Origin of the sequence: Endozoicomonas sp. ALB032 (genome assembly GCF_049310125.1) — a bacterium.
GTDB lineage: Bacteria > Pseudomonadota > Gammaproteobacteria > Pseudomonadales > Endozoicomonadaceae > Endozoicomonas_A.
The window spans coordinates 4,684,512-4,700,058 of record NZ_JBLYNW010000001.1; the positions used below are offsets into that span (position 1 = coordinate 4,684,512).

Sequence of the window (15,547 nt, forward strand, 5' to 3'; positions counted from 1 at the left end):
GTGGAACTTTATAAAAATATTCTTGTCAAAGTAATGGTAATGACTCGCTGTTGAATCATGGATGAATATTAACGTTAGAGGGATATCTTTATGTTACCTTTGCCACTTGTAAATATTGACAGATCAGGTTCTCAAAGCCTGGCAACTCTCCCCGATCAGGAGACTTTGGCTGATCGTTTAGCCAAAATGTATCTTGGTGACCCTGAACCCATTGGCGAGCCCGACGCAACGCCACTAGCCAAGCGCAAATGCAGCACACCTGTTGCAGATCAGGCTGCTCATTGTTCTCCTGCCAACTGGGAATTACTGGGCGGCAAGGGAATGTTTTTGCAGCGCATGAAAGCAGCTGGTGTATCTGTGCCACCGTTTCAGTGTGTGACAACCCGGGTCACCAATGCGCTGGAACAACACCCTCTGGATAGCCAGCGTCTGGAACCCTATTTCCCCGGGATCGGCGATGAACCGGAGGCGGAGATCAGTCTGGCAAAGATCAGGGAACGCCTCAATGCGTTGCTGCCTTCAGAGCAAACCAGAAGAGAGTGCTGGCTGGCAGGTCTGGCGAAATTTATTGCCAGTGATGACTTTTATGAGCAGGTTAAAGATTCTGAAGCGGCCCGACACATCAGAGATCACGGACTATCAACATCCGGGCCGCTTATTGTCCGCAGTTCCGGCATTAATGAAGACAACTACGGCGATGCCCAGGCAGGCAAATACCTCTCGGAAGTTCAGGGAGATGAGGATATTTTGCGAACCTGTCTTAAGGTTATGGCCTCAGCTTACCGGCCTGAAGTCTGTTCCGAAGGCATACCGCAACCCATGGCGCTGATTATCCAGGAGTGTATTAACTGCCTGCAAGGTGGAGTCGCCACGAGCTTTCAATCCTTTGATGATGATACCCTCAGGGTCGAGTACACACACGGTCAGCCAAGGGGGGTAGTGGCAGGACAGTCCGGTAACACACCCCACCGTATTGATATTTCTCGCAAAGAAGGCGCCGAAAACGTTCAATACTTTCCCGGAAAGATTTCAAGCCACTTCATTCTGCACAAAAACACAGATAATTGCGGCTATTCGGAAATAAGAATTGATGATGGGGATGCGCTATCAGACGACGATGGTCAAAAATTCAGTAATGGCCACATACTCAGTAACGACATAATCTCAAAACTTAAGGACGTGGTGGCAAAGCTGGAAGACCTGTTGCACTGCCCCGTGGATGTAGAGTTTGCTATCGATCATCAGGGGGGGCTGTTCGTGTTGCAGGTGCGCCCTATAACCCAACTCTCTGGCGACATGGTTTTTACCATGCCCATGCCCGAACACAGCCTGGCCAGTGGCGAGGGCATCAGTGAAGGCTATTGCACCGGACCACTCTGGCTGGCTAAAAAACAACAGGCAGGCTTTATGCCAGAGGGAGCCATTCTCGTGGCCCGACATGCTGAAGACTGGATGCTTACGTCCAAATGTCTGGATCGGGCTGGAGGTGTCGTCTTTGCCTCAGGTGCGTTCAATGACCACATGGCCATCCTTATGAGACAGAAAAAAATACCCTTTATGCTGGCCGGCGAAGCGTTTACGACCCTGGCCGAGCGGGATGGCCATCAGGCGACATTGGCCTGCGCCCGCTTCAAAGGTGAGTCCGGAGCCTTCATTGTTGCCGGTGACATGAGCGAAAAACTTGCCAGTCACAGAAGCCTGTCCTCTGCTGTTGCTGATCTGCCGTCAGTAAAAGCCATCCCGTTAAGGGATGATTTGTCCCCCCCTGAAGGCACATTCCGCCAGGTCACCAGCGGTTTTGAATGGCTCACGGATCAAAATGCCCGTTTGTTGGCATTCTTTGCCCCCGGCAGGGGACTGGATTGTTTGGCAAACCCCATAAAACTTAGCATGTCGCCACGACGCTCAGAATTATTGGCAGAGACCAGTGACAAGATCAATCAGCTGATTCATGGGGCCGATGCACTGTTGGAGGGTTACCGGGCCTTCCTGAACCTGGCGGGTGACAAAGATTTACAAAAGGTGCAGCCATTGCTGAATGAATTGCAGCTGCTAATCAACCGCTTCGCGACGCTGAAAGAGACCATCCTATCAGGGTTAAAAACGATCATCCGTTCCCTGCAATCCGATGAAAAAGAGCAGTTATCCACGGGAGCTTTTCGTCAGTGGGTGGCTAACTGCCACCAGCTGCAATTCTCTCTTCAGGCACTTAACCCCAGGGAGACTGAGCAGGTACGGAGTGTTCATGAGCTTATTTTTGCCTTGCATCAGCGTTTTGTGGAGGCATTGGCACCGGTCGCTCTGGCTTCGGGTCAGGGCCGGATATCTACGGAAAACAAGATCACCTATGTCGATTGCACGACTCCGGGTGCAGAAGCACCGCTCTTAAGACCGTGCGACAAAACATCGATCCAGCGATCAGGGCGCAGAGGGACTGTTCTCAGTATGAATGATGCTTTGATTGTTAACCTGAAGCTTGGCTATCATGTGGCCGTTATTGAGCTATTCAGGGACGCAGAAGGGGGGAAAGGCCATACCCTGCGACTGAAATTCTCCGACAGGTTTGATAAACCTGATGGCAGTGACAATCCCGGTGCTTTAAAACGTATGTGGTTTCTGGTGCAGTTACTGAAAATGATCGGACTGAATAAAGAGGGCGAAACCATGAAGGTTAGTTTTAACGCCATAGCTGGAGACATGATCGTCGAATGTGCCCGTATGGCATCACCTGAAACCATGCAGGAAGGCTTTGAAAAACTGTTGACAGCGTTACGTGCTTCTCGTGATATGGATCTTTACTTGGCGGACAGTGCTATTTTTGAAAGAGATGAAGTAGAACAGTGGAACTTTAACATGCTGGCACAACGCCTCGATAGTGATGCGGTTACTGAAACTGACAGATTCTCCTTTCAACATATCCTGTTCTTGATAGCCGGTGATTTATATAGAGAAGACCGAACAACCCCCGTTTTCTATCATTTATTAAGCCATCACCAACAACAGTTTATTGATCAGTGTCGAGAGTTAGTTTTTTCGGCTCCTGTGGAAGTGCTAATGAGTGATGAGATGGGTGAAAACATCCGCAGGGAATTGTTACATCATCTTTTATTATCACACCCCCAAGAGGTTATTTGGTTTGTTGAAGATGAGTATCCCAATTTGAGAAATGATTACTTTATTATCGACCCGGCTTACAGCTACGAGCTAAGGTTTTCTGTTTCACCGGGTCAGTTGTTTCCGGGTGGTAGAGAAGAGATTAAAAAAAATCTGCTGAAGCATGGGCTTAAATATGCCAGTCGGCGGGTTCGAGATGATAGAGAGCTGGTATTGGCAACGGTTAAAGTGCATCCGGGTGACCTGACATATGCTAGTGAAGAACTGAGGAATGATAGAAAGATCGTTATGTCCGTCGTTACTCAATATGGCATTGGATTGGCATATGCCGGCGAGGAAATGCAGGATGATGATGAAGTTGTAATGACCGCTTTCGCTTCGCATCCGAAAGCTTTTCGTTTTGCAAGTTGGAGAATCAGAAGCGATATAAACATTATTAAAAGGGTGATTGCTGATGATATTAATCGCTTGTCATGGGCCACTGACACGATATTGAGTGATCGCAAGTCTATGCTGGCCTTAATTAAAGATAATGCTCTTGCTGTTAAATATGCCTACAAAGAGCTTCTTCGTGAGAGGGCCTTTATTGAGGTGGCAATCCGGAAAAACGCCGAAGTTCAAAGATACGTGGAGAAGCCTGCGAGTTAAAACTGATCGATTCAGACAAGGTTGGTCAGTGCAAGCTGTGTTGTCGGCTTGTTGTTGTTTTTTTGCGTGTTTTAGCCTGACGGGTGACGGGTGAACTTTATAAAAACATCATTGTCAAAGAAAGAGGCTTATTAATTAGCTGTTAGTGAATAATGGATGAATGTTAATACAAGAAGGATATCTTGATGTTTCCCACTACATTTGATGCTCAAACTCCGAAAGCAAATTCAAATCAGAATACGGTGACTGGAAGTTCATCCAGCAGGGCTGGTAGTTCATCCAAAAAGCATTTTAGTGACCATGGCACCCGTAGTTTTCCAGAGCCAAGGTCGCTAACCATGCGCTCCTGCCGTTCACCTGTTTCAGATCAGGCGGCTGACAGTTTTCCCAGCAGCCGGGAACAAGTTGGCGGCAAGGGAATGTTTTTGCAGCGTATGAAGAAAGCCGATCTGCCTGTTCCACCCTTCGAATGTGTGACTGCTCAGGTCATGAATGCGCTTGAACAACAGCCTTTGGATACCCGACTTTTAGACCGCTATTTCCCCGGGGTTGTTTATGATCCGGAGGCAGAGATCAGCCTGACGAACATTCGGGAATACCTCAATAGCTTGCCGCCTTCAGAGCAAACCAAAAGGAACAACTGGCTGGTGGGTCTGGCTGAATTTATTGTCAGTGATGACTATTACGAACAGGTTAAAGATTCTGAAGCGGCCCGGCAAATCAGGGGGCTGCGCCATGAGCTGGACAGACTCTACATATCACAGCCGGTTATTGTCCGCAGTTCTGGCATCAATGAAGATAACTACGGCGATGCCCAGGCGGGCAAATACCTTTCACTGGTTCAGGGAAATGAGGATATTTTGCGTACCTGTCTTAAGGTCATGGCCTCAGGTTACCGGTCTGAAGTCTGTCCCGAAGGCATACCACAACCCATGGCACTGATCATCCAGCAGTGTATTCATTGCCGATGCGGCGGGGTCGCCATGAGCTATAAATCTTTTGATGATGATACCATCAGTGTTGAGTTCACACCCGGTCAACCCAGAGGTGCAGTGGCAGGGCAGTCTGGTAACACGCCTCACCGCATTGATATTGCTCGCAAGGGTCGAAAAAGAGCTGACAGTTATCAATATTTTCCCGGGACTATCTCAAGCCAGTTTACCCTGCACAGCAACAATAACGGTTATTCGGAAAAAAGAATGGATGTTGTCGATGTCCAGGCAAACGACGGCGGGCAGCTAATCAGTGATGAGATGGTATCAAAACTCAGGAAACTGGTGAAAAAGCTGGAAAAACTGTTGTTCTGCCCCGTGGATGTCGAGTTCGCCATCGATCATTGGGATCGCCTGTTCCTGTTGCAGGTACGTCCTGTTACCCGACTCTCTGGCGATATGGTTTTTGCCATGCCCATACCCAAAGAAACCCTGGCCATTGGCGAGGGCATCAGCGAAGGCTTCTGCACCGGACCGCTCTGGCTGGCCAGAAAACCAGAGGCAGTCACTATGCCACAGGGAGCTATTGTCGTGGCCCACCACGCTGAAGACTGGATGCTTGTGCCTGAGTTTCTGAAACGGGTTGGGGGTTTTGTGCTGGCCGAAGCAGGATTCAATGATCATGTAGCAATCCTTATGAAACAGAAAAAAATAACCTTGATGCGGGCTGGTGGCCAATATTCGGCATTGTTCGCTCAGGATGGTCAACAGGCGACGCTGGCCTGCGCCCGTTTTAAAAATAAGCCCGGTGCCTTTATTGTTGCCGGCGACATTGCCGAAACACTGGCCAATTACAGAAGCCTGACTTCAGCTGTTTCTGATGCATTGACAACAAAACCCGTCCCGTCACGGGAGGATTTGTCACCACCTGAAGGCACATTCGACCGGGTCGCCAGCGGTTTTCAATGGCTCACGGATCAAAATGCCCGTCTGTTGGCATTTTTTGCCTCCGGAGGCGGACTGGATTGTCTGGAAAATCCGGTAAAACTAAGTATGTCGCCACAACGATCAGAAATACTGGCAGAGAATAAGTACAACTTAAAACGCCTGCTCTATGGAGCTGAAGTCCTGCTGGAGGGGTACCGGGCCTTCCTGCTGCTATCGGGTGACAGCAGTTCACCCTGGATCAAGCCACTTCTGGCAGAATTACCGCAATTAAACAAGCGCTTCAAGACACTGAAAAAGACCATCCGATCAATGTTGGAAACGATCAGGCTTCCTCTGAAAGCCGATGTTGAAGGGCCGTTATCCACCGTAACTTTTCCTGAGTGGCTGGACGCCTGCCATCAGCTGAAATCCTGTCTGCAGGCACTCAACCCTGAGAAGGCTGAGAAGATCCGGAGTGTCCATGAGCTGATTTTTGCCCTGCATCGGCGCTTTGTAAGTGCCCTGGCGAAGGTTACTCTGGCTTCGGGTCAGGGCAGGCAATCCAGTAGCGGGAGCATCAAATATGTTGATTGTGCGGTTTCGGGTAATCCGAATGAAAAGATGCCGCTATTGAAGCCGTCCTGCAAAGTATTAATTGAAAAGTTAGGGTGCTCAGGAACGGTCATCATTGCCGATGGCGTTTTGATTGTTAACCTGAAGCTTGGAAGTCATCTGTGTCTTATCGAGCTATTTGAAAACGCAGAGGGGGGTAAAGGACGGACCTTGCGGCTGAAATTCTCTGACCAGTTTTATAAAGATGATGGTATTGATTCAGCTGCCAAGTTAAAGCGTATGTGGCTTCTGGTGCAGTTACTGAAAGTGCTCGAACTGGATAAAGATGCTGATAGCATGAAGCTGCGTTGCAATGCGGTAGTGGGAGAAATTATCGTCGAATGCACTCGAATGAAAACAACTAAAACTATGCAGGATGCCGTTGAAAAACTGCTCACTGTGTTATGTGGTATGTGTGATTTGGATTGTAAGATGCTGCACATTGACCTTTTTGAAAGCAATCAGTGGAACTTTAGCTTGCTGGCACAAAGGCTTAATGGCGATATTACGGCAGAAGCTGACAGGTTCGCCTTTCAACATTGCCTTTTCGCAATGTATTATAAGAAGCGTATCCACTACACTCCCGATTGTTTCAAGTTATTACCAAGCCACCACCGACAGTTTATTCATTATGCCAAACGGTTTGAAGAATGTCGTGATAAAGAGTCTCGTGATAAAGAGTCTCGTGATAAAGAGTCTCGTGATAAAGAGTCTCGTGATAAAACTGAGGACAACTTTCGGGAAATATTAATGAGCAATGAAATCACAGAGCAAACCCGAAAGGAACTTTTACATCATCTGTTATACCTGGATGCCCAAAGGACTGCTCCATTGATTGAGGATGTTTATCCCGATTTGAGACATCAATGCTATGTTCTAAAACCATTCTCCTACAGTTACAGGCTAAGTTTTGATGTTCCACCGGGTCAGTCGCTTGCGGATAATAGAGAAAAGATCACAAAAGCCTTGCTGAAGCATGGACTGCAATATGCCAGCCAACAGCTTCGGAATGATAAAGAACTGATATTAACAATTATTGCAGCACGTCCCAAATGCCTTGAATTTGCCAGTGAGAAACTAAAGAATAGTAAAAAGGTCGTCATGACTGCAATCAACCAACATGGCTTTTATCTGCAATATGCTGGCCCGAAAATTAAAGATAATGAAGAGGTTGTAAAGGCTGCCATCACCGATTATCCAGAGGCTCTCGGGTATGCAAGTGAAAGAATCCGAAGCGATAAAAACATTATTCAAATGGTAATTGATAAGCATATTGACCACTTATATTATGCCAGTGAAAGGGTATTGAATGATCGCAAGTATTTGCTGGATTTAATTGCACATAATTCCCGTGCCTTCATATCTGTTGCGCATAATCTTAAACGTGATATGGATTTTATCAGGTCAGCAATCCACAGGAACCGGGGTGTTGTTAAACACGTAGACGAGGAAAGTTTAGAAAAATACTACAGTAGTGAATTTGCCGGTTCGTAATACAAACAGCAGCCTGAAAAACCAAAGCCCATAGCTATTTGTAAAATCCTCTGAGCCTGATTTTCACCTTTTAAATACTTTGATGAGCCTACAAGAGCTTATTTCATAGCCTGATCAATTTGCTTGCTTCAGGCTGATTGGCGAACTTTATAAAAACATCATTGTTAACGTTAGAGAGGGATATCCTGATGTTACCTGTTATTTCTGAGACGTCAGATCCTCAGAGTCTGACAACGAATCCAAATCATAATACCCGGGCTGGCAGTCCATCCATCGGGGCTGATGATGTGCCCAAAAGGTATCTCGGCCATTCTGATCCCGATGGCATTCCCGACCCGGAGCCACTTATCAGGCGCACCTGTTGTCCAGCTGATTCAGATCAGGCTGCTGACTGTTTTCCCCTTGGCCGGGAAAAAGTTGGGGGTAAGGGGATGTTTCTGCAGCGCATGAAGAAAGCTGATCTGCCTGTTCCACCCTTCAAATGTGTCACTGCGCAAGTCATGAATGCTTTTGATCAACATCCTCTGGACAGGCATCGTTTAGACCGCTATCTACAGAAGGTTGACCGTGAACCGGAGGCCGGGACCAGCCTGACGAACATCCGGGAATACCTCAATACCCTGCTGCCTTCAGAGCGAACCAAAAGGAATGACTGGCTGGCGGGTTTGGCTGAATTTATTGTCAGTGATGACTATTACGAACAGGTTAAAGATTCTGAAGCGGCCCGGCAAATCAGGGATCTGCGTCGTCAGCTGGACCGATTTTCCATGGCACAGCCGATTATTGTCCGCAGTTCCGGCATCAATGAAGATAACTACGGCGATGCCCAGGCAGGCAAATACCTCTCTTTAGTTCAGGGAGAAGAGGATATTTTGCGAACCTGCCTCAAGGTCATGGCTTCAGGTTACCGGCCTGAAGTTTGTCCCGAAGGCATACCGCAACCCATGGCGTTGATTATCCAAAACTGCGTTGATTGCCAATACGGTGGTGTCGCCATGAGCTTTCAATCTTTTCAGGATGATACCGTCAGGGTTGAGTACACACGGGGTCAACCCAGAGGTGTTGTGGCAGGGCAGTCCGGTAACACACCCCATCGCATTGATATTTATCGTGAGGATTGCAAAGAAGCAGCTGCAGGCTCTCAATACTTTCCCGGTACGATCTCAATTCACTTTATCCTGCAAAAGAACAATAACGGCTATTCGGAAACAAGAATTGATCATGTGGCTGCTCAGTCAGACGACGGTGGACAGAAACTCACTGATGAAATGGTTTCAGATCTCAGGAAGGCGGTGACAGAGCTGGAAAACCTGTTGCTCTGCCCCGTAGATGTGGAGTTTGCTATAGACAACCAAGGTCGCCTGTTCCTGTTGCAGGTGCGCCCCATCACGCAACTCTCTGGCGGCATGGATTTTGCCATGTCCATACCCAAAAAGACACTGGCCATTGGCGAGGGTATCAGCGAAGGCTATTGCACCGGACCACTCTGGCTGGCCAAAAAACAAGAGGCAGGCGCTATGCCAGATAAAGCCATTGTTGTGGCGCAGCATACCGAAGACTGGATGCTTGAGTCCGGGTTCCTGATGCGGGCAGGAGGTTTTGTCATTGCAGAAGGAGGATTCAATGATCATGTGGCGATACTCATGAGACAGGAAAAAAAGCCCTTAATGCTGGCCGGCGGGCAGTTTGATACCCTGGCTGCCAGGGTTGGCCAGCAGACGACGCTGGCCTGTGGCCGCTTCAAAGGCAAGCCCAGAGCCTTTATTGTTGCCGATGACCTTAGCGAAGAACTGGCCAGTCACAGAAGCCTGTCCTCTGCATTTTCTGATGCACCGTCAACAAAAGCCTTCCCGTCCCGGGAAGCTTTGTCTCCATCTGAAGGCACATTCCGTCAGGTCGCCAGCGGTTTTCAATGGCTCACGGATCAAAATGCCCGGCTGTTGGCACTTTTTGCCCCCGGCAGTGGTCTGGATTATCTGGTAAACCCGATAAAATTGAGTATGTCGCCGCAACGATCAAAGTTACTGGCTGAGACCAGGAATGACGTAAATCGGCTGATTTATGGCGCTGAAGCTCTGTTGGCTGGCTATCAGGCGTTCTTGCAGCTGGCAGGACAACGCGGTTCACCTGAGGTCAGGCAATTACAGGAAGAATGGCTGGAACTGAGCGACCGTTTCGAGGCGTTGAAACAGGCCATCCAGTCCGGCCTGGAGAAAATCATTAAGCCCATGCAAGTGGCTGAAGACGGGCAGCTATCCCCGGGAATGTTTCGTCCGTGGATAGCAGACTGCCATCAGCTAAAATCCTTTCTTCAAGCGCTCAATCCACAAGAGGCTGATCTGGTGCGGAGTGTCCATGAACTGATTTTTGCCCTGCACCAGCGCTTTGTAAAAGCATTGGCACCGGTCACTCTGGCTTCGGGTCAGGGCAGGATATCCGGGGAAAAAAACATCACCTATGTCGATTGTACGACACCGGGTGAAGAGGCACCGCTATTGAGAATTTCCGATAAAGTCTCTATGGAAGAGCTGGAGCTTTCCGGGACCGTCATCAGTATGGATGAAGCCGTGATTGTTAACCTGGAGCTGGGAAGTCATGTGGGCATTATCGAGCTACTGGAACAGGCAGATGGGGGTAAAGGACGAACCTTGCGGCTGACATTCTCAGACAAATTTGATGCAAACTATGACTATGACAGACCCGGCAAGTTCAGGCGTATGTGGTTTCTGGCGCAATTATTGAGAGAGATTGAACTGGATAAAGATGCCGATAACATGAAGCTGAGTTGCAACGCCGTAGCGGGTGAAATGATCGTCGAATGCCCCCGAATGAAATTACGTAAAACCATGCAGTATGCCTTTGCAAAACTGATCATTGTGTTACGTGCTATGTTTGATCTGGATCTTGATTTGAATTCCAGACCCATTTTTGAAGGAGGTCAGTGGGACTTTAACCTGCTTGCACAGCGTCTTAATCGTGATGTTGCGACAGAATCGGATAGATTCGCCTTCCAACATTGCCTTTTCATAATGGCTTATCGGGCTGGGAGCATTTGGTCCGTTACTGCTATGTGCTGCCAGTTTTTAAGCACACACCACCAACAGTTTGCTCATCATGCCCGGCGCTTGGGTATGTGTCGGAGGTCAAAGTTTATCAGGGGGAATCCATGGGACGCTATGAGGGAAAGGTTAATGAAGATCAGTGAGAACACTCGTACGGAGCTCTTACATCATCTTTTATTATTAAATCCCAGAAACGCTACCCGATTGATTGAGCAACTGTACGATTTGGAAAATCAATGCTTTGTTATCAATCCATCTTACAGTTACAGACTGGAGTTTTATGTGCCACCGGGTCAACCGCTTGGGGATCATAAAGAAGAGATTAATAATGCCTTGCTTAAGTACGGACTGAGATACGCCAGCCAACGTGTCCGAAATGATAGAGACTTTGTATTACCCGCTATTTCACGACATCCCGAAGAACTGCAGTTTTTGAGTGCAGAGCTGCGCAATGACAGAGATGTTGTCATGGCCTCTGCCGCAGAGGAGGCAAAAGTTCTGTCCTATGCCAGTAACACAATCCGAAGCGATAAAAGCACTATTGAAAGCTTAATGGCTGTCAATGTTAATGTCTTAAAATATGGCTGTGAGACCTTATTGAGTGATCGCGAGTTCATGCTGGACTTAATTGCAAAGAATTATCAGGCTTTCCAATATGTAGCTCTGGAGCTTAAAACTGATACAGATTTTATCAATGAAGCAACCCTGAGAAACCCCTTACTGGGTAAATGGGTCTGATTCCGGGAATAGGTTCAGATCTATTCTGAAAATGTTGACCTCAACAGCTCGTTATCGTTTTTCCTGTTATCTGCTTCAGACGGACGGGTGAACTTTATCAAAGTCTCATTGTCAAATGTCAGGTAATCGCTTTAAACGTTTGCACTTGAATCATGGATGAATAATATCATTAGAGGGATATCTTGATGTTAAATGCTACTGCTACTGTTGAAATTTCAAATCATCAAAACCTGGCGACCGACCCCAATCAGAATACTGAGGTCAATGAATTGCCTAAAAGGCACTTCAGGGATCTTGATCCCGGTGGCGTTCCCGATCCAAGGTCGCTAACCAAGCGCACCTGCCGTTCACCTGTTTCAGATCAGGCTGCTGACTGTTTTAGCGCCAACAGGGAACAATTTGGGGGTAAGGGCATGTTTTTGCTGCGCATGGTGCAAGCCGGTCTGTCTGTTCCACCCTTCAAATGTGTCACTGCTCAAGTTATGAATGCGCTTGCACAACAGCCTCTGGACCCCCATCGTTTAGCCCGCTATCTCCCCGGGATCGCCCATGGATGGGGCGCAGAGACCAGCCTGACGAACATCCGGGAACATCTCAATACCTTGTCCGCTTCAGAGCAAACCAAAAAGAATAACTGGCTGGCGGGTCTGGCAGAATTTATTGCCAGTGATGACTATTACGAACAGGTTAAAGGTTCTGAAGCGGCGCAACACATCAGGGATCTGCGCCAGGAGTTGAACGGATTCTCCCTATCACAGCCCGTGATTGTTCGCAGCTCTGGCATCAATGAAGATAACTACGGCGATGCCCAGGCGGGCAAATACCTCTCTGTCGTTCAGGAAGAAGACGATGTTTTAAGCACCTGCCTTAAGGTCATGGCCTCAGCCTACCGGCCTGAAGTCTGTGCCGAAGGAATACCGCAACCCATGGCACTGATCATCCAGCAGTGTATTGACTGCCTGTATGGCGGCGTCGCCATGAGCTTTCAATCCTTTCAGAATGATAACCTCATGGTTGAGTACACATCCGGTCAACCCAGAGGTGTGGTGGCAGGGCAGTCTGGTAATACGCCTCACCGCATTGATATTTCTCGCGAGGGTCGAGAAGGAGCTGACAGTTATCAATACTTTGCCGGGACGATCTCAAGCCAATTTATTCTGCACAAGAACAATAACGGTTATTCGGAAAAAAGAATTGCTGGCGCTGATGTCCAATCAAACGACGGCGGGCAGCGACTCACTGATAAGATGATTTCAAAACTCAGAAATATCGTGACAGAGCTGGAAAACCTGTTGTTCTGCCCCGTGGATGTTGAGTTCGCCATCGATCATTGGGGTCGTCTGTTCATCTTGCAGGTGCGCCCTGTTACCCGACTCTCTGGCGATATGGTTTTTGCCATGTCCATACCCGAAGAGACCCTGGCCATTGGCGAGGGTATCAGCGAAGGCTTCTGTACCGGACCACTCTGGCAGGCCAATAAACAACGCGCAGAATCTATGCCAGAGGGCGCCATTGTCGTGGCCCACCACGCTGAAGACTGGATGCTTGGGTCTGGCTTCCTGAAGCGGGCAGGGGGTTTTGTCCTGGCCGAAGCAGGATGCAATGATCATGTCGCGATAGTCATGAGGCAGAGAAAAATAACCCTGATGCGGGCTGGTGGCCAATATTTGGCCTTGGCCGCTCACCATGGCCAACAGGCGACGCTGGCCTGCGCCCGCTTTAACGGTGAGCCCGGAGCCTTTATTGTTGCCGGTGACATTGCCGGAAAACTGGCCAGTCACAAAAGTCTGGTCTCAGCTGTTTCTGATGCGCTGTTTGCAAAAGTTGCCCCGTCCCGGGAGGATCTGTCCCCACCTGAAGGCACATTCCATCAGGTCGCCAGCGGTTTTCAATGGCTCACGGATCAAAATGCCCGGCTGTTGGCATTTTTTGCTTCTGGCGGTGGACTGGATTATCTGTCAAACCCAGTAAAACTGAGTATGTCGCCACAACGATCAGAGCTACTCACAAAGACTGAGGACAGTGTAAATCGGCTGGTTGATGGGGCTCAAGCAATGCTGGATGGGTATCGGGCCTTCTTGCAGTTGGCAGGTAAATGGCCTTCATCCGAGGTCAAGTCAAGGTGCGATGAATTATCGCAACTGGACAACCGGTTCGAGATGCTGAAAGAGACCATTCAATCAGGGCTAAAGAGTGTCGTTCTGCCACTGCAAGCCGCTGAAAAAGGGCAGTTATCCCCGGGAGTGTTTCGTCAGTGGGTGGCAGACTGCCATCAGCTGCAATACTGTCTTCAGGCATTCAACCTTGATGAGGCTAAACAGATCCGTAGTATCCATGAGCTGATTTTTGCCCTGCATCAGCGTTTCGTAGAGGCATTGGAGCCGGTTACTCGGGATTTGTGTCAGGGCAGGATATCTGAGGGAAATAACATCACCTATGTTGATTGGACGACCCGCAGTCAGGCGACACCGCTATTGAACTCGGCCGGCAAAGCAATGTTGAATAAATTATGGCTTTCAGGGTCTGTTGTCAGTTTGGACGATGCCTTGATTGTTAACCTGTCGCTCTGTCAACATATGAGTGTTATCGAACTACTTGAACACGCAGAGGGGGGTAAAGGACGAACCTTGCGGATGACATTTTCTGACCAGTTTCAGAAACCTGATGGCAGTGATCAACCGGGCAAGTTAAAGCGTATGTGGTTTCTGGCCAAGTTACTGAAAGTGATCGAACTGGATAAAGATTCTGATAGCATGAAGCTCAGTTGCAACGCCGCAGCGGGAAAAATTATCCTTGAATGCCACCGAATGACATCAACGAAAAACATGCAGTATGCCTTTGAAAAATTGCTAACAGTGCTAGGTGCTACTGATCAATTAGATGTTTTTCTGGACAGAGCCATTTTTGAAGAAGATCACTGGTGCTTTAACACACTTGCACAGCGCCTTGATAGCGATGTTGTCACAGAAGCCGATCGATTTGCCTTTAAAGACTGCCTTTTCTCAATTGCCAGAACTTATTTACATAGAGTTCCGCGTTTTTATCATTTATTAAGTAAACAACACCAGCAGTTTATTCGTTGTGTTCAACGCTTGGAAACGTGCATGAGAACATCGGCGGACCATTTTCTGAAAAAGTTAATGAGTGATGAGATCGGTGAGGGCACTCGTATTGAACTCTTACAGCATTTTTTATTGACATATGCTAAAACCGCTATGCCATTTTTTGAGATTATGTATCCTCACTTGAAAGGTCAACATTATGTTATCAAACCATCCTGCGGTGCGTGTCTGAAGTTTTATGTTCCGCCAGGTCAGCCATCTGGGGGGCACAAAGAAAAGTTCAAAAATGCCCTGCTCAAGCATGGGTTGAAATATGCCAGCCAGGCGGTTCTCAATGATAAAGACCTTGTGTTGCCCGCCATTTTAAAACATCCTGAACAACTGGAATATGTCAGTAAAGAGTTGAGGAATGACAGCGATATTGTCATGGCATCAGTCACTCAGAATGGTTCTCAGCTACAATACGCCAGCCAGAAAGTTAAGGATAATGAGGAAGTGGTAATGGCTGCTGTCAAACAGTCTGCCGGAGCCCTGGAGTATGCCAGTGAAAGATTGCGAAGCGATAAAAATATTGTTCGAATAGCCGTTGCTAAAAGTATGTATTATTTAAGAGGGGCCGGTGAACAGATATTAAATGATCGCGAGTTTTTGCTGGACTTGATTGCAATCGATTCATTTGCTTTCTCAAATATTACTAACAGCCTTCAAAAAGATACTCAGTTTATCAATTTAGCAATCTCCAGAAACCCCGAAGTTCGTCAATACGTCGGGTAATCTGCAAATAAGTACTCAGCCATCCGGAATCGAATATTTCTGGCTTATTGGGCAGGTGCTCTGCAAGGCGCAACGACGGGAACATAGCAAGCTATGTGACCAGAGTTGCAACGCATCACGACTGCATGGATGCAGGAGCCAGAGCAACGCAGGAGCAGTTGCCGCGAGTGCCTGAACAATAAGT

Annotated in this window: 4 protein-coding genes; all 4 read left to right on the top strand. The window is 48.0% G+C overall.

Features of this window, described 5'->3' with window-relative positions:
• The first annotated feature begins 90 nt into the window (after window positions 1–90).
• The 4 genes from ACO6VG_RS17295 (at window position 91) to ACO6VG_RS17310 (ending at window position 15,363) form a co-directional block, all read left to right on the top strand.
• Window positions 91–3,762, top strand: coding sequence for a PEP/pyruvate-binding domain-containing protein (locus ACO6VG_RS17295; RefSeq protein WP_422474877.1), 3,672 nt, complete (start codon window positions 91–93; stop codon window positions 3,760–3,762).
• A 185-nt stretch (window positions 3,763–3,947) separates the two neighbouring features.
• Complete coding sequence (locus ACO6VG_RS17300; RefSeq protein WP_422474879.1) at window positions 3,948–7,727, top strand: DUF4116 domain-containing protein; 3,780 nt, start codon at window positions 3,948–3,950, stop codon at window positions 7,725–7,727.
• 188 nt (window positions 7,728–7,915) lie between these two features.
• The gene (locus ACO6VG_RS17305) at window positions 7,916–11,527 is read left to right on the top strand and encodes a PEP/pyruvate-binding domain-containing protein (RefSeq protein WP_422474881.1); all 3,612 of its coding nucleotides are present in this window, start codon (window positions 7,916–7,918) and stop codon (window positions 11,525–11,527) included.
• A 185-nt stretch (window positions 11,528–11,712) separates the two neighbouring features.
• Window positions 11,713–15,363: a DUF4116 domain-containing protein gene (locus ACO6VG_RS17310; RefSeq protein ID WP_422474883.1), complete on the top strand. Its 3,651-nt coding sequence runs from the start codon at window positions 11,713–11,715 to the stop codon at window positions 15,361–15,363.
• Window positions 15,364–15,547: the final 184 nt, after the last annotated feature.

Bases quoted from the DNA above. Each gene is read 5' to 3' on its own strand.
- ACO6VG_RS17295 (WP_422474877.1), top strand. From the start codon at position 91: ATGTTACCTTTGCCACTTGTAAATATTGACAGATCAGGTTCTCAAAGC.
- ACO6VG_RS17300 (WP_422474879.1), top strand. From the start codon at position 3,948: ATGTTTCCCACTACATTTGATGCTCAAACTCCGAAAGCAAATTCAAAT.
- ACO6VG_RS17310 (WP_422474883.1), top strand. From the start codon at position 11,713: ATGTTAAATGCTACTGCTACTGTTGAAATTTCAAATCATCAAAACCTG.
- ACO6VG_RS17305 (WP_422474881.1), top strand. From the start codon at position 7,916: ATGTTACCTGTTATTTCTGAGACGTCAGATCCTCAGAGTCTGACAACG.